Genomic DNA, 17,896 nt, shown 5'->3' with positions numbered 1-17,896 from the left:
AGCTGACTCCAGCATGCCTGTTATGGTTTGCCTGTATCTGTGATCGAGGTGGCAACCATCTCCTCACCGGATGCAGGGAGAATTTCCTGCTGCGGTGGTTGGGCATCCTCCGCCGTGCTGGCCAGCGCCACCCGCTCCAGCAGTTTGAGGGAGTGGGCCCGGCCGACTGCCACCTGCCGTTTGATGTCATCGGGCAGGAAGGGCAGCCCATCGTTGGTGGCGGTGTCGATGGTCTGGATCCACTCCAGCCCTTCCCCCGGAGGCGGCAGGCGGAACTGGATATCGTAGTCGCTGGCGTTGAACAGCACGTACCAGCGCTCGCCAACACAGTTGATCATGCCGATATCCATGGCGAATGCCTGCCCCATGGGGGCGTGCCAATCCTGATCGGTGAGCTGGTGGCCGTCCGGGTGATACCAGTTGACCTGATGGCAGCTGGACGGGGTGCCATTCCAGCTGTCGTCGCTCAGTTGCAGGTTGGAGAAGACGCAGGACTCCGCCCGCAGCGCCATCATCTGCTGGGTGAAGGCGAACAGCCGCTCATCCTCCGGTCGCCACTGCCAGTTGACCCAGCTGATCTGGTTGTCCTGACAGTAGGCGTTGTTGTTGCCAAGCTGACTGCGGCCCATCTCGTCGCCGGCGAGGAAGTGGGGAGTGCCTTGGGAGAGCAGCAGGGTGGCAATCAGATTGCGTTTCTGCTGCTGGCGCAGGCTGTTGACTCGCGGATCCAGGGTCGGCCCCTCAACCCCGTGGTTATAGGAGAGGTTGTTGCCGTGGCCGTCCCGATTGTCTTCACCGTTGGCCTGATTGTGGCGCTGGTTGTAGGAGACCAGATCCTCCAGGGTGAAACCGTCGTGATAGCAGAGGTAGTTGACGCTGGTGTGAGGCGAGCGCCAGTTCTTCGGGAAGATATCCCGCGAGCCTACCAAACGGGTGGCAAAGTCCCCCATCTTGCCCGCATCACCGCGCCAGAAGGCGCGCACCGTGTCGCGGTAGCGGTCATTGATCTCCTGCCACTGGCTCGGGAATTGACCCAGCCGGTAGCCGAAGGGACCGATATCCCAGGGTTCGGCGATGAGCTTGACCTGTGACAGCACAGGGTCGGCCATCACGGCTTTGAAGAAGGCGCCCATTGGCTCGAACTCCCCCGCTTCCCGCGCCAGCGTCACCGCCAGATCGAAACGGAAGCCATCCACCTGCATCTCGGTGACCCAGTAGCGCAGGGCATCGAGCACCAGTCGCAGGGTGTTGGGGTGATCCAGATTGACGCTGTTGCCACAGCCGGTCACGTTAGCGTGACGGGTGTAGTCCGGGCCGTGGGGGCCCGCTTCGAAGGCGTAGTAACCGGCGTTGTCAAAGCCCTTGAACGAGAGGGTGGGACCGTCGAAGCCAGAGGCGGCAGTGTGGTTGTAGACCACATCCAGGATCACCTCGAGCCCGGCCCGGTGCAGCTCGCGCACCATGGTCTTGAACTCGGTCACCGCCTCGTCTGCTCGGGTGCTGTAACGCGGCTCCGGGGCGAAGAAGGCGATGGGGTTGTAGCCCCAGTAGTTGGTCAGCCCCAGCTGCTCAAGTCGCGGTTCCGACATGAAGGCGGCCACCGGCATCAGCTGCACCGAGGTGATGCCGAGGCTCTTCATATGCTCGATAACCAGCGGGTGACAGATGCCAAGGTAGGTGCCCTGCAGCGCTTTGGGGATCCCCGGGTGCTGCTTGGTAAAGCCCTTGACGTGGGTCTCGTAGATAATGGTGCGGGCCGGGCTGATCCCGGGTTTGCCAACCCCTTGCCAGTCAAAACTGTCATCCACTACCACCGACTTGGCAATCATCCCGGCACTGTCCCCCTGATAGAGGGCTTCATCCCAGTAGGTGGGACGACTGAGCGCCTTGGCGTAGGGGTCAATCAGCAGTTTTTGCGGATCGAACAGCATCCCCTCCTGCGGGGTACCATAGACCCGATAGCCGTAGCGCTGACCGGCCTTTACGCCGCGCACGTAGCCAAAGCGATACTGGCCACGGCGGCCCGGCAACTCCAGCCGCATCAGCTCCTGCTCCTGCTCGTCGTACAGGCAGATCTCCACCTTGTCCGACTGGGGGGCCCAGACGCAGAAGTGGCAACCGTTCTCGTCAAGGCGGGCCCCCAGCGGGTGGCCCACCCCTTTTTCCATTACAAGCATCAAGACTCCTGTTTGATAAACAAGGTCGCCAGCGGCGGCAGATCCAGCACTATGCTGTGTGCCATCCCCTGCCAGGGGGTAGGCTCGGCAGCGAACACCAGACCTACATCATAGTTACTGCCCCAGTAATACTCGCTGTCGGTGTTGAGCACCACCCGATAGTGGCCCGCCGCAGGGACGCCGATCCGATATTCGAGACGGGGCACCGGGGTGAAGTTGCAAGCCACCACAATAGCCTGCTTGCCCTCTTTGTCCGCCCGCAGCCAGGCAAAGATGCTGTTGTCGGCATCGTTGTGATCCAGCCAGCGGAAGCCGGTCTGCTCATAATCTGCCTGATACAAGGCAGGCTCATGACGGTAGAGGTGGTTGAGATCGTGGATCAGCCGCTGCTGACCGGCATGCTTGGGATATTGCAGCAGATGCCATGGCAGCTGGGCATCGTGGTTCCACTCGTTGCTCTGGGCGATTTCGGTGCCCATGAAGTTGAGCTTCTTGCCCGGGTGGGCGTACATGAAGCCCATGTAGGCGCGCAGGTTGGCGGCTTGCTGCCACTCGTCGCCCGGCATCTTGTAGAGCATGGAGTGCTTGCCGTGCACCACCTCGTCGTGGGAGAGCGACAGGATGAAGTTCTCGTCATAGTGGTAAACCATGGAGAAGGTCATGTCGTTGTGGTGGTAGCGACGGTGGATCGGCTCTTTCTGCATATAGGTGAGGGTGTCGTGCATCCAGCCCATATTCCACTTGAAGCCAAAGCCGAGGCCGCCGAGGAAGGTGGGGCGGGAGACACCGGCAAAGGCGGTGGACTCTTCGGCTATGGTCATGGCGTGGGGGTACTTGCCGTAGACCTCCTCGTTGGTCCACTTGAGCAGGCTGATCGCCTCGTAGTTGTGGTTGCCGCCATCGACGTTCGGTACCCACTCACCGGCGTTGCGGGAGTAGTCCAGATAGAGCATGGAGGCGACCGCATCCACTCGCAGTCCGTCGATGTGGAACTTGTCGAGCCAGAACAGGGCGCTCGCTACCAGGAACTGGCGCACTGTGTCGCGGCCGAAGTCGTAGATGTAGGAGTTCCAGTCCGGGTGCCAGCCACGGCGCGGATCTTCATATTCGTAGAGCGGGGTGCCATCGAAACGGGCCAGGCCGTGGGCATCGGACGGGAAGTGGGCGGGCACCCAGTCCAGAATGATGCCGATCCCGGCCTGGTGGCACTGGTCGACGAAGTATTTGAAATCATCGGCGGTGCCGTAGCGGCTGGTGGGGGAGAACATGCCCACCGGCTGGTAGCCCCAGGAGCCGCTGAAGGGGTGCTCGGAGACCGGCAGCAGCTCGATGTGGGTGTACTCCATCTCCTTGACGTAGGCGACCAGCTCCACTGCCAGCTCGCGCCAGCTCAGGCTGTCGCCATTGGGGTGGCGCTTCCAGGAGCCGACATGCAGCTCATAGATGGAGAGCGGCTGCTCGCGTTTGTCGTTGTGCTGGCTGGCAATCCACTCGGCATCCTGCCACTGGTACCGAGCGTGGTCATAGACCACGGAGGCGAACGACGGATACTGCTCGCAGTAGAAACCGACCGGGTCGCTCTTGTGGGGCAGCCGGTTGCCCATGGGGTCCTTGAGCTCGAACTTGTAGCGATCACCGGCCTTGAGGCCCGGCACAAACAGCACCCAGTGACCGCAGAGGCTGCGCTGCATCGGGTGGCGGCGGCCATCCCAGAAGTTGAAATCGCCGATGAGGCTCACGGCGGTGGCGCTCGGCGCATAGACCGCAAAACGCACCCCCTCCACCTGCTGGCCAAGATGCTCCACGGTGCGCAGCTGGGCGCCAAGGGTGTGATAGAGGTTTTCCGGCTGGGCGGTCAGTTCGGCCAGGCCTGCCCAGGCGGCATCCTGAAACTGATAGGGGTCGATGACCTCGGTGGTGGCATCTTGGTAGCTGGCGATCAGCTGATAGGGGAAGGAGTTTTTGCGGCGGGTGAAAACAGTTTCAAAAAGACCCGATTCATCGGTGGGCGCCAGGGTGGCAACGACTTTGCCCGACTTGAGATCCTTGACGCGAACTTCGAGGGCATCAGGCAACCAGGCGGTCAGTTTGAGGCCGGGCCCATCCGGATTGGCCTGCAGGCCTAAGTGAGAGAAGGGATCGGAACAGCGGGCAGCAACCAAACGTTCAACGAGCATCGAGATTTCCTTTCATGACAGAGCATCCACTCCGGCCGAAGCCGGAGTGGATTTAGGTGAGAGCGCTGTGGGAGACAGCGTCTCAACGACTGGCCTCATCACGGGCTTGGCTCATCTTGCCAGCCAGTGCCTTGAGTGCCTCATTGGCAAAAATATCTTCCAGATCAGCGGAAAGCTTGCGGCGCCAGTTGGGGTATTCGTAACTGGTGCCCGGTACGTTGACCGGCTTGTCCATCTCCAGCCAGTCTTCCAGCTGGGTACTGAACAGGGCGCAGCTGCCGCGGGACATGTGGATCTGCAGACCGTGGTTGAGTTCGGTGTTCATGCCGACCCAGTTCACGTCATGACTGATGTTGTCAGAGATGACCTTATGGGCATGCAAGCTGTCGAGGATCCGCTGTTTGGCCTGGTGACGATCAGCATACAGAGTCTTCAATACATCTTCATCCGGATACAGACCCAGTTGACGGCCGAGCGCCAAATCGTCGCAATGCCAGAAGCCCTTGAGGGTCGGCATGTCGTGGGTGGTCAGGGCCGACATCGCCTGCTCTGTGTAGTGCGCCGGGGAGATAAAGCCGCCATCTTCCTTGGAGCGCTCGAAGAAGAACACCTTGTAGGAGTGGACGCCGTTCTCTTTCAGGGTCACGTCGATCCCCTCCGGCACGGTGCCCAGATCCTCGCCGATCAGCAGGCACTGATTGCGGTGGGATTCGAGGGCCAGAATGCCCAGCAGATCGTTGACCGGATAGTAGATGTAGGCGCCCTTGGCGGCGGACGCTCCGGGCGGTACCCACCACAGGCGCAGCAAGGCCATCACGTGGTCGATGCGCAGTGCGCCGCAGGAGCGCATGTTGGCACGGAACAAGTCCACCATCGGCTGGTAGGCCGCTTCAAACAGCTTGTTCGGGTTCATCGGGGGCAGGCCCCAGTTCTGACCGAGCGGGCCAAGGATATCGGGCGGCGCACCGACCGAGGCTTTCGGGCAGTAGAGATCCTGGTTGGCCCAGATCTCGGTGGAGCCTTCGGAGACGCCCACTGCCAGATCCCGGTAGATCCCCATCACCATGCCGGCAGCCTTGGCACGGGCATCGGCTTGCGCCAGCTGCTCGTCGGCCAGGAACTGCAGATAGAGGTAGAAATTGACATCTTGCGGGTGCTCGGCCATCCAGGCGGCAACGGCAGGGTTGTGGTAATCGCGCAGCTCCTGCGGCCATACCGGCCAGCCCCAGGCATTTTCGCCTTTGGCATAGAAGTGGGCCTGCAGGGCATCAAATGCTGCCTGCTGTTGCAGGCTGTCGCCACCGGCGGCCACGAAGGCATCAAAGGCGGCCTGACGCTCGGCGCCAAGGCTGGCTTCGTCGAACACCTGACGCAGCATGCCGAGTTTGGTCTGGATCACGCCGGTGTAATCGACGTTCTCTTTGGCGCGCAGATCGGCCAGATGTTGCTGGAAGGCAGGACTTGCCACTTCCGCTTTCAGGCGATCGCTCTGCTGGAATTCGGGCACCGCTTCCACATTGATATAGGCCACGTTGAGCCAGCGACGGGAAGAGGGGCTGTAGGGACTGGCGCTCTCCGGATTGGCCGGATAGAGGGCGTGGATAGGGTTGAGACCGACGAAGTGGGCACCCCAGGCGGCCGCTTTCTCGACCAGCTGGCCCAGATCGCTGAAATCACCGATACCCCAGTTGTGGCGGCTGCGCAGGCAGTAGAGCTGCACGCTCGGGCCCCATACCTTGCGGCCATCGGCAATTGGCGCCTGCTTGTAGCAGGCCTTGGGGGCAACGATGAGGCGCATGGTGGCCAGCGGCTCGTCATTGCCCTCTTCCAGCAGCACCAGCTGGTGATAACCCAGCTCCGGGGCCATTTCCAGAGTGACGCGATAGGCCTGGCACTCCATCTCTTCAAATTCGGCCACGCCGACCAGCTCACCCTCGATGGGGGTGAATTGACCGGACAGCACTGCACCCTGCTCCTGCTGGAGCTGCCAGGTGAGGGCGTCGTTGACGAATTCGATGGGGAGGCGAACCTCAAGGGTAACGGCGTCGCCGGTGCGAACCACCATCACAGGATCCAGCGCCCGCAGCCAGTGCTGGCGATGCTCCTCTTCCAGCTGCTGCACCAGTGCGGCCTCGTCATCGACGCGGTAGCCCATGGCGCCCAGCATGGCGGCCTTGCTCTCTTCGGATACCTGGGCCGGGTGGCCCCAGGCATCGACATACTCGCTGGCGATACCTTTTGCGGCAGCCAGCTGTTCAATCAGGGTGGTCATAGTTTGAGAATTCCCGCTGTGGATTCTATCTATACTATTTTGTTTGATTTTTATGGGGTGGTACTTGAACAGTGGCTCTTTGGCCATGCTAAACCGCGCACATTTTTACATATCTCTGTGAATGGTTGTGTGACCGAGTAGGCACTATTGTTGATATCTGCGCGATGCCACGATCTGGCACTTTTTTCGTCAAAACGTGGTAATCAGTTACATAAACAGAAAATTAATTTCACAGTTTTTCATGATATAGCGCAATTTCAGACAGAATGTTGGTTGACTCACCGGAGAGTTCTAGTAAATTTACAAGCGGAATTTTCTTTGACTACTGAACAGTTAGGTAACTAAATATGACTATCAAAGTAGGTATTAACGGTTTTGGCCGTATCGGTCGTTTCGTATTCCGTCTGGCTTGCGAGCGTGCAGACATCGAAGTTGTTGGTATCAACGACCTGATCGATGTTGACTACATGGCTTACATGCTGAAGTACGATTCAACTCACGGTCGTTTCAACGGTACCGTTGAAGTTAAAGACGGCAACCTGGTTGTAAACGGCAAAACCGTACGTGTTACCGCTGAGCGTGACCCGGCCAACCTGAAGTGGGGCGAAATCGGTGTTGACGTTGTTGCTGAAGCTACCGGTCTGTTCCTGACCGACGAGACTGCTCGTAAGCACATCGCTGCTGGTGCCAAGAAAGTTGTTCTGACTGGCCCGTCCAAAGACGCTACCCCGATGTTCGTAATGGGTGTTAACGACTCTACCTACGCTGGCCAGGACATCGTTTCCAACGCTTCCTGCACCACCAACTGCCTGGCCCCGATCGCCAAGGTTCTGAACGATACCTTCGGTATCGAGTCTGGCCTGATGACCACCGTTCACGCTACCACTGCTACCCAGAAGACCGTTGATGGTCCGTCTGCCAAAGACTGGCGCGGTGGCCGCGGTGCGGCTCAGAACATCATCCCGTCCTCTACCGGTGCTGCCAAAGCTGTTGGCGTAGTTATCCCGGAACTGAAAGGCCTGCTGACCGGTATGGCTTTCCGTGTTCCGACTCCGGACGTGTCTGTTGTTGACCTGACCGTTAACCTGAAGAAAGCTGCCACCTACGCAGAAATCTGCGAAGCGATGAAAGCTGCTTCCGAAGGCGCTATGAAAGGCGTTCTGGGCTACACCGAAGACGAAGTTGTATCTACCGACTTCCTGGGTGAGCGTCAGACCTCCGTATTCGACGCCAAGGCTGGTATCCAGCTGAACGACAAATTCGTTAAAGTTGTATCCTGGTACGACAACGAAATGGGCTACTCCAGCAAAGTTCTGGACCTGATCGCTCACATCTCCAAGTAATTTGGGATGCGCAATCGCGTAGCTTGAAAAAGGCGGCCATTGGCCGCCTTTTTGTTTTTCGGTTTCCCCTGATGACAGGAGTCCACATGCAATCCATTCGTCCCCTGACAGCCAATTGCAAGCTTGCCAACAATGCGGCCGGTCTGCCGGTTCTCACCATCAACAACGACTATGCCAAGGCAGAAATCAGCCTGTTTGGCGCCCATGTGCTGAGCTATCAGCGTCATGGCGAGCCGGCCTCCATCTGGCTGAGTGACAAGGCGGTGCTGGATGGCAGCAAGCCTGTTCGCGGTGGTATCCCGATCTGCTGGCCCTGGTTTGGCCCGGCGCCCGCCCGCGTTGGTAGCGGCAAGCCCTCCCACGGTTTTGCCCGCACCACCCTCTGGATACTGGACGGGGTCTCAGATCACGCTGATGGCACCCTGGTGCATCTCTCCCTGCGCGACAGCGATGCGACCCGCGCCCTGTGGGATCACCCCTTCGAGCTGGAACTGGACGTGCTGGTTGGCAAAGAGCTTTCGCTGGTGCTGACCACTCGCAACACCGGTAGCCAGCCGCTGACTTACAGCGGTGCGCTGCACACCTATTTGCATATCAGCGCACCGGAAGCGGTGAGCGTGAGCGGTCTGGGTGAGCCCTATGCCGACAAGCTGACCGGGCAGGATGCCAAGCAGCAGGGTGCATTGACCCTGAACGGGCCGCTGGATCGGGTCTACTGGCAGCCAGAGGCGCTGGTGAGCGTGCAGGATGGTGAGCGCGAGACCCGGGTAGTGAGCGGTAACCACGACAGCGTGGTGGTCTGGACCCCCTGGCTGGAAGGGGCTACCGCCATGGCCGACATGAGCAACGATGGCTATCGCACCATGCTCTGCGTCGAAGCGGCTATCGCCGGTGAGGCGGGGGTGACCGTTGCGCCGGATGAAGAGCACAGTCTCTCCACCGTAATCATCTGAGTTGGATGAGGCTCAGATAAATAAAGAGGGCTCCCACGGGAGCCCTCTTTGCATCTCGTGACGGCGGCAATCAGGCGTTGCCCTGGGTCTTGAGCTTGAGTTCGGCGGCGAAATTGAGCATCCGGTCGAGGGGGATCAAGGCTTTGACCCGCAGCGCTTCGTCGACATGGATCTCGTGGCGCTCGGCACCGTCGGTGAGGGCCCCCTTGATCGCCACCAGACCGTTCATCGCCATCCAGGGGCAATGGGCGCAGCTGCGGCAGGTGGCGCCATCGCCACCGGTCGGGGCTTCCACCATCTCTTTCTCCGGACAGGCCTGCTGCATCTTGTAGAAGATGCCCCGATCGGTCGCCACAATCAGTTTTTGTTGGGGCAGCTCTTTGGCCGCCTTGATCAGCTGACTGGTGGATCCCACCGCATCGGCCAGCTCGATCACCGAGGCGGGGGATTCCGGATGAACCAGCACGGCGGCGTCCGGATTCTGCTCTTTCAGCTCGCGCAGGGCGCGGGCCTTGAACTCGTCGTGGACGATGCAGTGGCCTTGCCAGCGCAGCATCTGCGCCCCGGTCTTCTTCTCGATATAGGCGCCCAGATGGCGATCCGGGCCCCAGATGATCTTGTGACCCAGACTGTCGAGGTGTTCGACGATCTCGAGTGCGATGCTGGAGGTCACCACCCAGTCAGCCCGTGCTTTAACGGCGGCCGAGGTATTGGCATAGACCACCACGGTATGGTCGGGATTGGCATCGCAGAAGGCGGAGAACTGTTCGATGGGACAGCCCAGATCGAGGGAGCATTCGGCCTCCAGAGTCGGCATCAGCACCCGCTTGTGGGGGCTCAGGATCTTGGAGGTTTCCCCCATAAAGCGCACCCCGGCGACGATCAGGGTCTGCGCCTCGTGATCGCGGCCAAAGCGGGCCATCTCCAGCGAGTCACCGACGAAACCGCCCGTGGCTTCGGCCAGCGCCTGGATCTCGGGATCCGTGTAGTAGTGGGCAACCAGTACCGCCTTGCGCTCCTTGAGCAGCGCCTTGATTTCTGTGGTCAAGGTCATTCTCTGCTCGGCACTCAGGGGAAGAGGTTTGGCCGGAAAGGGGTAGTCCATTGCGACTACCGGCGGGACACTGCTCAGTGCATTGCTCATTGCGACTGTTCCATCAACGCTCGGGAAGGCAAAAATTATAACCAGAAGCCTGCCACAAACCCATCAACAAATCGGGTGAAGCGCAAGTGGGCGAATATACTCAAGTAATTCGTTGTTATTCTGCCATAAGGAGTTGTCGCATGAAGCAACGTTCCCTCAAGTTCAAGCTGTTGTGCCTTACCATGGGGCTGTTTCTGCTGACCGGGCTGGCCATGACCCTGTTGCAATCGGCCTCTTTCAGCTCCCTTCGCAACATGGTGATGACCCAGACCAGCGATGCACTGGAAGAGGAGGTCTCCCGCAGCCTGCAGTATCAGGCGGAGCGCTATGCCATCCAGATTGCCTCTCTGATGCAGAACTCCTATCAGATCCCCCTGACCGTGACCGCCCAGATTGAAGCCGGGATGGCCAAACAGGAACTGCGCTTGTCGCGGCCCCAAGTGGAGTTTCTGCTCGGCAGCAGCCTGCAGCAGGCGAGCGGGATCAGCTCCATCTACGCCCAGTTTGAACCGGACGGCTATGATGGCGAGGATGGCAACTGGCTGGGCGGAGCCAGCCACTCGGTGGCAGGCAAGGGGAGTCTGGAGGTCTATTTCACCAAGGATCAGGGAGGGGCCGTCGCTCAGCAAGCGGTGGATGCCGCTGCCAGCGAGGCCAAGTTTGATACCTCCCTCAACGAGTTCGGCATTCGCAACAGCGAGTGGTATCTCTGTGGTCGCGATACCCGCCAGCCCTGCCTGATGGAGCCCTACCTCTACGAAATCAGTCCGGGCAACAAGATGCTGATGACCAGTCTGACGGTGCCCGTGCTGCGTGACGGCAAGTTTGTCGGGCTGGCCGGGGTGGATATGAACCTGCCCATCTTCCAGCAACTGGCTGAAAACCTTGGCAAGAGCCTCTATGACAACAAGGCGGATGTGACTTTGGTCAGCAAGATGGGGCTGATTGTGGGCAGCAACCGCTATGCCGACAAGCTGGGCCGTCCACTCAAGGAGGTGGGCCTGACCCTGCCTGACGGTCAGCCGGTCAGCAGCGACAGTGACTTCATTCTTCATCAGCCCATCCGGGTTGAGGCAGCCAATACCCAGTGGTGGTTGATGATCAAGGTGCCCAAGGCGCTGGCGCTGAGCAAGGCGCACGCCATCAGCAATGAACTGGGCACCCTGCTGGTGGATGCCCAGCGGCAGCAGATCATCGCCATGGGCGGGATTACCCTGCTGGTGCTGGGGCTGCTGGTCTGGTTTATCCAGACCATCACAGCGCCACTTTCTCTTATCAGCCGTCATGTGGGTCATCTCTCCAGCAACGAGGGGGACCTGACCCAGCAGATGGAGATCGACACCCATCAGGAGCTGATCGATCTGGGGTCCCAGCTCAATGCCTTCCTCGGCAAGCTGCGGGGCATGGTGCAAATGAGCAAGGGGATTGGTCAGCAGGTCTACCAGCAGGCGCGGGAGATGAAACATACCGCCGACACCATGCGCAGTAGTCTGGACGAGCAGAATCTGGAGCTGGAGAGCGTGGTGAGCGCCATGCATCAGATGAGCACCACGGCAGTCAGCGTGGCGGGTTATGCCGAGCAGGCGGCGCAGGAGTCGGAAGCGGCGACCCACCACATCAATACCGCACAACAGACCCTCAGCAATGCCCGCAACGAGATCCATACTCTGGTCGGCGATATGCATGAGGCGGACAAGGCGGTGGCGCTGGTGGCCCAGCGCAGCACCAATATCAGCCGGATCCTCGATGTGATCCGCGCCATTGCCGAGCAAACCAATCTGCTGGCCCTCAACGCCGCCATCGAAGCGGCACGTGCGGGTGATATGGGCCGTGGCTTTGCGGTGGTGGCGGATGAGGTACGGGCGCTGGCCAACAAGACCCGTGAATCGACCGACGAGATCGGCCAGCTGATTGGTAGCCTGCAAACAGAGGTGAGCAGCAGTCAACGTCTGATGAATACCGGCATCGAGCGTTCCACCACCACGGTGCAGGGCACCGAGCAGGCGTTCGAGGCGCTCAATCGGGTGGTGGCCCAGATCCAGCAGATCCACGACCACATCAGTCAGGTGGCTACCGCCGCCGAGCAGCAGAGCGCCGTCAGTGACGATATCAACAAGAATTTGATGCGGATTGGTGATACCGCCAACGTGATTGGGCAGGAGGCCAGCTCCAGCCATCAACTGAGCGAGGCGCTGGAGCAAGCGGCCACGGCGCTCGCCAGTCAGCTCGATCGGCTGCGTACCTGAGTCGTTGCCAGAGAGACAAAAGCCCGCGAGCGATCGCGGGCTTTTTTATGATTCGATGGCAGAGTTGCGTCAGTTGCGGGGTTCAACCAGCAGGATATGGGAGTCAGCCCCCACCACCCTGACCTTGCTGCCCGCAGGCAGCGACTCGTCGCAGCGCACCGTCCAGACCGTATCGTCCAGATGTACCCGGCTGGTGCCTTGGGTGACATCATCCAGCAGGGTCAGCTCGCGGCCCATATAGCTCTGCATCCGTTCGTTGATGGTGCTGGCGGCATCCTGACCCGAGTTATCGCGCTGGTGCTGCCAGCGCCACCAGGCCCAGGTGGTGAGCAGGGATTGCACCGCAAACAGCAGCAACTGCGCCTGCCAGCCAAAGGGCCAGATCAGCAGCAGCAGGCCCACTTCCAGCGCGGCGATGCCGGTCCAGAGCAAAAAGCCCACCGAGCCGAGCACCTCGATGGCCAGCAGAATGAAGCCGAGCCCCAACCAGTGCCAGTGGGTCAGCCCCTCTAACAGGGCTGTCATGACTTGCTGCCCTTGCCATCTTTGTTGAACAGCTCGGCCATGCCAGCCACAGAGCCAATCAGGCTGCCCGCCTCCAGCGGCATCATGATGATCTTGCTGTTGGGGCCTTCGCCGATGCGGGCCAGTGCCTCGGTATATTTCTGAGCCACGAAGTAGTTGATGGCCTGCAGGTCTCCTTCCGCAATCGCCTGGGAAACCATGTGAGTCGCCTTGGCTTCCGCCTCGGCTGCCCGCTCCCGCGCTTCGGCGGCGAGGAAGGCGGCCTGACGCTCACCTTCCGCCTTGAGGATCTGGGACTGCTTCTCCCCCTCGGCTTTGAGGATCTTGGACTGGCGCACCCCTTCGGCTTCCAGCACCTCGGCCCGTTTCTGGCGTTCGGCCTTCATCTGGGCGTTCATGGCTTCGACCAGTGCCAGCGGCGGGCGCACATCTTTAATCTCGATGCGGGTCACCTTGATGCCCCAGGGGGCGGTAGCGGCATCCATGGTGCGCAGCAGCTTCTCGTTGATGGTGTCGCGCTGGGAGAGCATCTCGTCCAGCTCCATGGCACCCAGCACGGTCCGCATATTGGTCATGGTGAGATTGCGGATGGCGCTGGTGAGATCGTTGACCTCGTAACCCGCTTTGCGGGCATCCACCACCTGCACAAAGCTGATGGCGTCGATGGTGACGTTGGCGTTGTCGCGGGAGATCACCTCTTGTGCCGGGATATCCAGCACCTGCTCCATCATGATGATCTTGTGGCCGACCCTATCCACGTAGGGGATCAGCAGGTTGAGACCCGGGGTCAGGGTGCGGGTGTAGCGGCCGAAGCGCTCCACTGTCCAGTTGTAGCCCTGGGGCACGATCTTGATGCCCGCGCTCAGGGTTGCGAGCACCAGGAACACAAAAATCCCTAGCACAATCAATGATTCATTCATCATTTAGCTCCTTATGAAACACAGTCCCTAGCCTATGGTCTGGCGTCAGGTACCACAAGTGACTTTGTACGCCTTTGTCATGAATCGGCTTTGCTAATTACCAAAACGCATTAAAAAGCATTTTTTATTATTTTGAGGGATAAGCTGCCCTGCCTATAGTCGCCCCATATTAGTCGTGTTCCGAGGGATGGGCCGAAATGGATTATTTACCTATGTTTGCCAAGTTGGAAGGCCGCCCGGTACTGCTGGTGGGCGGGGGCGAGGTTGCCCTGCGCAAGGCGCGCCTGCTGCTGGCAGCCGGTGCCCGGCTGACCCTGGTCTCCCCGGAGCTTGAACCGGAATTTGCGGAATTCACCGGTCGTTTCACCCATCTGGCGGAGCGCTTCACCCCGGCCCATCTGGCAGGTCAGATTTTGGTGGTGGCAGCGACCGACAACCTCGAAGTCAACGCCCTCGTTTATCAAAGTGCCAACCAGCTGGGTCTGTTCGTCAACGTGGTGGATGACCCCAAACGCTCCAGCTTTATCTTCCCCTCGATCATCGATCGCTCGCCGCTGATGGTGGCGGTCTCCAGCGGCGGCAAGGCGCCGGTGCTGGTGCGCCTGCTGCGCGAGCGGCTGGAGAGTCTGCTGCCGCGCCATCTTGGCGGGCTGACCGAGCTCTCCGGCCGGGTCCGTGACAAGGCCAAGCGGGTGCTCTCCTCGATTTCCGATCGCCGCCGCTTCTGGGAGCGCGCCTTTGCCTCCAACACCCTGGCCAGCCTGATTGAAAAAGAGGATTGGCAAGGGGCTGAGCAGTGGCTGAGCGATGGCCTTGACCAGGCGAAAAGCGAAGTGGGCGAGGTGGTCTTGGTCGGCGCAGGCCCCGGCGATCCGGGCCTCTTGACCCTCAAGGCGCTGCAACAGATTCAACAGGCTGAAGTGGTGCTCTACGACCAGCTGGTCTCGCCTGAGATCCTCGATCTGGTGCGCCGCGATGCCACTCTGGTGTCGGTCGGCAAGAAGGCGGGTGCCCACAGCGTGCCGCAGGAGGAGACCAATCGCCTGCTGGTGGAATACGCCAAGGCGGGCAACCGGGTAGTGCGGCTGAAAGGGGGCGATCCCTTTATGTTTGGCCGGGGTGGCGAGGAGCTGGAAGTGCTGGCCGACGAAGGTATCCCCTTCTCTGTGGTGCCCGGCATCACGGCCGCTGCCGGTGCCACCGCCTATGCCGGCATTCCGCTCACTCACCGTGATTACGCCCAGAGCGCCGTCTTTATCACTGGCCATTGCCAAAAAGAGGGCAAGGAGCCCGACTGGCAGCAGCTCGCCGCCACCAGTCAGACCCTGGTCATCTACATGGGGCTGATGCGCTCCGAGCATATCCAGCAGCAGCTGGTGGAGCATGGCCGCAGCACATCTACCCCCATCGCCATCATCGAGCGCGGCACCACATCCCGCCAGCGGGTGCTGACCGGCACGCTGGCCGACTTGGCCGAGCTGGCCAAACAGGCGGTGAGCCCGTCGCTTATCGTCATCGGCGAAGTGGTTGCCCTGCACGAGCGGCTGGCCTGGTTTGGGGAAAAGGGCGGTGAGCAGCAGCAAGCTAACCCGGATCTCGATGGCTGCGACCTCAAGCTGGTGCAGCTGGCCTGACCGAGAAAGAGATATTTGATGCGGCTGCCGGTGCGGCCGCGCACTGAACCACCCAGCGCCCCGAGCAGGCGCATAAGCAATGACCCGAGGACCAACATGGACCGTGAAAGATTGACCCACTTGCAGCAGCCGAACGCGGAGAGCAGTCATGCAGGTGTCTCTCGTGAAAGATTGACACATCTGCAGCAGCTGGAAGCCGAGAGCATCCATATCATCCGCGAGGTGGCTGCCGAATTTGAAAACCCGGTGATGATGTACTCCATCGGCAAGGACTCCTCCGTCATGCTGCACCTTGCCCGCAAGGCCTTCTATCCGGGCAAGATCCCGTTCCCCTTGCTCCACGTCGACACCGACTGGAAGTTCAAGGAGATGATCAAGTTCCGCGACGAGACTGCCAAAAAGTACGGGCTGGATCTCATCGTTCACAAGAACCCGGAAGGGCTTGCCATGGGCATCAACCCCTTCGTGCACGGCAGCGGCAAGCACACCGACATCATGAAGACCGAGGGGCTCAAGCAGGCGCTCAACAAATACGGCTTCGACGCCGCCTTCGGTGGCGCGCGCCGCGACGAAGAGAAGTCCCGCGCCAAGGAGCGGGTCTACTCCTTCCGTGACAAGTCCCACCGCTGGGATCCGAAGAACCAGCGCCCGGAGCTGTGGCGGGTCTACAACAGCCAGGTCAACAAGGGGGAGAGTATCCGGGTGTTCCCGCTCTCCAACTGGACCGAGCTGGATATCTGGCAATACATCTATCTGGAAAAGATCGACATTGTGCCGCTCTACTTCGCCGCTTACCGTCCGGTAGTGGAGCGCAACGGCATCAAGATCATGGTGGATGACGATCGTATGCCCATTGGCCCGGAAGACGAAGTGAAGCAGGAGCAGGTGCGTTTCCGCACCCTCGGCTGCTATCCGCTCACCGGGGCCATCGAATCCGATGCCACCACCTTGCCGGAAATTATTGAAGAGATGCTGCTCACCACCTCGAGCGAGCGGCAAGGGCGGCTGATTGACCACGATCAGGCCGGCTCCATGGAGCAGAAGAAGCGTCAGGGATATTTCTAAGGAGTCGTCAGCATGAACAGCCATATTCAGACCGCCATCACCGAACAGGGCATCGAAGCCTATCTGCACGCCCAGCAGCACAAGAGTCTGCTGCGTTTTCTCACCTGCGGCAGCGTGGATGACGGCAAGAGCACCCTTATCGGTCGCCTGCTGCACGACTCCCAGCAGATTTATGAAGATCAGCTCAAAGCGCTGGAGTCCGACAGCCAGAAGCTCGGCACCACCGGCGAGAAGCTCGACTTGGCACTGCTGGTAGACGGCCTGCAGGCGGAGCGCGAGCAGGGCATCACCATCGACGTGGCTTATCGCTATTTCTCCACCGCCAAGCGCAAATTCATCATCTCGGATACCCCGGGCCATGAGCAGTACACCCGCAACATGGCGACCGGCGCCTCCACCTGCGATCTGGCCATCATCCTGATCGACGCCCGCAAAGGCGTGCTGGATCAGACCCGCCGCCACAGCTTTATTGCGAGCCTCTTGGGCATCAAGCAGTTCGTGGTGGCGGTGAACAAGATGGATTTGGTGGAGTTCAGTCAGGAGGTGTTCGAGCGCATCAGTGCCGATTACCGCGAGTTCGCCAAGAAGCTCAGCGTCGACACCATCCATATCGTGCCGGTCTCGGCGCTGGACGGTGACAACGTGGTCAACCAGAGCGACAAGCTGGCTTGGTACGAAGGCGAAACCCTGCTGGCTCTGCTGGAGTCTGCCGAGGTAGAGCGCGAGCTGGAGCGTCATCCGGTGCGTCTGCCGGTGCAGTATGTGAACCGCCCCAACCTCGATTTTCGCGGCTTCGCGGGCACACTCGCCTCCGGCATTCTGCGGGTGGGCGACAAGCTGGCGGTGCTGCCGTCGGGCAAGGAGAGTACCGTGACCCGCATCGTCACCTTCGACGGGGATCTGGAGTACGCCCTGCCGGGTCAGGCCATCACGGTCACCTTCGCCGACGAGATCGATATCAGCCGCGGCGACTTGCTGGTGGATGCCGCCAAGCGGCCGCAAGTGACCCAGAATGTGCTGGCCCATATCGTCTGGATGGGGGAGGCGTCCCTGCAACCGGGTCGGGTCTACGACGTCAAGCTGGCCACCAAGAAGAGTCGCGGTCAGGTGGAGGCCATTCGCCACCGCATCGAGATCAACAAGCTGGACGAGCTGCCCGCCAGCGAGCTCAAGCTCAACGAGATCGGCCTGTGCGAGCTGATCCTCACCGACCCGGTGGCGTTCGACCCGTATCAGGAGATCCGCGATACCGGCAGCTTTATCCTGATCGACCGGCTGACCAACGTCACCGTCGGCGCCGGCATGATAGTGGAAGGCTTGGCCGCCAAAGCGGTAAAAGGGCACTACAGCGAGTTCGAAATCGAGCTCAACGCCTTGGTGCGCAAGCACTTCCCGCACTGGCAAGCCCTTGCCATCGGTAACGACACAAGCAAGGAGTAA

General features: G+C 60.4%; 12 protein-coding genes. 6 read left to right on the top strand and 6 right to left on the bottom strand.

What is annotated here, in order from left to right:
- Positions 1–20 precede the first annotated feature (20 nt).
- From glgX to malQ, 3 genes are all read right to left on the bottom strand, one after another.
- Complete coding sequence (gene glgX, locus I6L47_RS10395; RefSeq protein ID WP_042052416.1) at positions 21–2,177, bottom strand: glycogen debranching protein GlgX; 2,157 nt, start codon at positions 2,175–2,177, stop codon at positions 21–23.
- Entirely contained in the window at positions 2,177–4,354 is a 2,178-nt protein-coding gene (gene glgB, locus I6L47_RS10390) for a 1,4-alpha-glucan branching protein GlgB (protein WP_216949280.1), read from the bottom strand. Before glgB ends, glgX begins: the two co-directional genes overlap by 1 nt.
- Before the next feature lie 82 nt (positions 4,355–4,436).
- The gene (gene malQ / locus I6L47_RS10385; RefSeq protein ID WP_139495622.1) at positions 4,437–6,626 is read right to left on the bottom strand and encodes a 4-alpha-glucanotransferase; all 2,190 of its coding nucleotides are present in this window, start codon (positions 6,624–6,626) and stop codon (positions 4,437–4,439) included.
- 347 nt (positions 6,627–6,973) lie between these two features.
- Here malQ and gap point away from each other — a divergent pair, with 347 nt between their 5' ends.
- Positions 6,974–7,969 carry a type I glyceraldehyde-3-phosphate dehydrogenase gene (gene gap, locus I6L47_RS10380; protein ID WP_005335708.1) on the top strand — a complete coding sequence of 332 codons (996 nt, stop codon included), beginning with the start codon at positions 6,974–6,976 and terminating at the stop codon, positions 7,967–7,969.
- 86 nt (positions 7,970–8,055) lie between these two features.
- Positions 8,056–8,922 carry a D-hexose-6-phosphate mutarotase gene (locus I6L47_RS10375; RefSeq protein ID WP_216949279.1) on the top strand — a complete coding sequence of 289 codons (867 nt, stop codon included), beginning with the start codon at positions 8,056–8,058 and terminating at the stop codon, positions 8,920–8,922.
- Between the two features lie 70 nt (positions 8,923–8,992).
- Here I6L47_RS10375 and nadA read toward each other — a convergent pair whose 3' ends face one another.
- Complete coding sequence (nadA, locus tag I6L47_RS10370; RefSeq protein ID WP_216949278.1) at positions 8,993–10,066, bottom strand: quinolinate synthase NadA; 1,074 nt, start codon at positions 10,064–10,066, stop codon at positions 8,993–8,995.
- Positions 10,067–10,206: 140 nt separating this feature from the next.
- Between nadA and I6L47_RS10365 the strand changes: the two genes are divergently transcribed.
- A complete protein-coding gene (locus tag I6L47_RS10365; RefSeq protein ID WP_216949277.1) occupies positions 10,207–12,312 on the top strand; it encodes a methyl-accepting chemotaxis protein in 2,106 nt (701 codons plus the stop codon).
- A gap of 69 nt (positions 12,313–12,381) precedes the next feature.
- Here I6L47_RS10365 and I6L47_RS10360 read toward each other — a convergent pair whose 3' ends face one another.
- Together I6L47_RS10360 and I6L47_RS10355 are read right to left on the bottom strand one after the other, a co-directional pair.
- Entirely contained in the window at positions 12,382–12,837 is a 456-nt protein-coding gene (locus I6L47_RS10360) for an NfeD family protein (RefSeq protein ID WP_005335704.1), read from the bottom strand.
- Complete coding sequence (locus I6L47_RS10355; RefSeq protein ID WP_005335703.1) at positions 12,834–13,757, bottom strand: SPFH domain-containing protein; 924 nt, start codon at positions 13,755–13,757, stop codon at positions 12,834–12,836. The genes I6L47_RS10360 and I6L47_RS10355 overlap by 4 nt, the downstream gene beginning before the upstream one ends.
- Before the next feature lie 197 nt (positions 13,758–13,954).
- Here I6L47_RS10355 and cysG point away from each other — a divergent pair, with 197 nt between their 5' ends.
- The 3 genes from cysG to cysN all read left to right on the top strand — a co-directional run bounded on the left by cysG (position 13,955) and on the right by cysN (position 17,896).
- Positions 13,955–15,391, top strand: a complete 1,437-nt coding sequence (gene cysG / locus I6L47_RS10350; protein WP_216949276.1) for a siroheme synthase CysG — start codon at positions 13,955–13,957, stop codon at positions 15,389–15,391.
- Between the two features lie 96 nt (positions 15,392–15,487).
- Entirely contained in the window at positions 15,488–16,456 is a 969-nt protein-coding gene (gene cysD, locus I6L47_RS10345) for a sulfate adenylyltransferase subunit CysD (protein WP_216949275.1), read from the top strand.
- Positions 16,457–16,468: 12 nt separating this feature from the next.
- Complete coding sequence (gene cysN, locus I6L47_RS10340) at positions 16,469–17,896, top strand: sulfate adenylyltransferase subunit CysN (RefSeq protein WP_216949274.1); 1,428 nt, start codon at positions 16,469–16,471, stop codon at positions 17,894–17,896.

It is taken from the genome of Aeromonas sp. FDAARGOS 1417, from assembly GCF_019046985.1.
Lineage (GTDB): Bacteria > Pseudomonadota > Gammaproteobacteria > Enterobacterales > Aeromonadaceae > Aeromonas > Aeromonas veronii.
Note: the sequence above shows the minus strand (reverse complement) of the source record. Positions and strands in the feature narration are given on the sequence as shown.

Coding starts and splice junctions, on each gene's coding strand:
- glgX (WP_042052416.1), bottom strand. CDS start 2,177: ATGCTTGTAATGGAAAAAGGGGTGGGCCACCCGCTGGGGGCCCGCCTT.
- glgB (WP_216949280.1), bottom strand. CDS start 4,354: ATGCTCGTTGAACGTTTGGTTGCTGCCCGCTGTTCCGATCCCTTCTCT.
- malQ (WP_139495622.1), bottom strand. CDS start 6,626: ATGACCACCCTGATTGAACAGCTGGCTGCCGCAAAAGGTATCGCCAGC.
- gap (WP_005335708.1), top strand. CDS start 6,974: ATGACTATCAAAGTAGGTATTAACGGTTTTGGCCGTATCGGTCGTTTC.
- I6L47_RS10375 (WP_216949279.1), top strand. CDS start 8,056: ATGCAATCCATTCGTCCCCTGACAGCCAATTGCAAGCTTGCCAACAAT.
- nadA (WP_216949278.1), bottom strand. CDS start 10,066: ATGAGCAATGCACTGAGCAGTGTCCCGCCGGTAGTCGCAATGGACTAC.
- I6L47_RS10365 (WP_216949277.1), top strand. CDS start 10,207: ATGAAGCAACGTTCCCTCAAGTTCAAGCTGTTGTGCCTTACCATGGGG.
- I6L47_RS10360 (WP_005335704.1), bottom strand. CDS start 12,837: ATGACAGCCCTGTTAGAGGGGCTGACCCACTGGCACTGGTTGGGGCTC.
- I6L47_RS10355 (WP_005335703.1), bottom strand. CDS start 13,757: ATGAATGAATCATTGATTGTGCTAGGGATTTTTGTGTTCCTGGTGCTC.
- cysG (WP_216949276.1), top strand. CDS start 13,955: ATGGATTATTTACCTATGTTTGCCAAGTTGGAAGGCCGCCCGGTACTG.
- cysD (WP_216949275.1), top strand. CDS start 15,488: ATGGACCGTGAAAGATTGACCCACTTGCAGCAGCCGAACGCGGAGAGC.
- cysN (WP_216949274.1), top strand. CDS start 16,469: ATGAACAGCCATATTCAGACCGCCATCACCGAACAGGGCATCGAAGCC.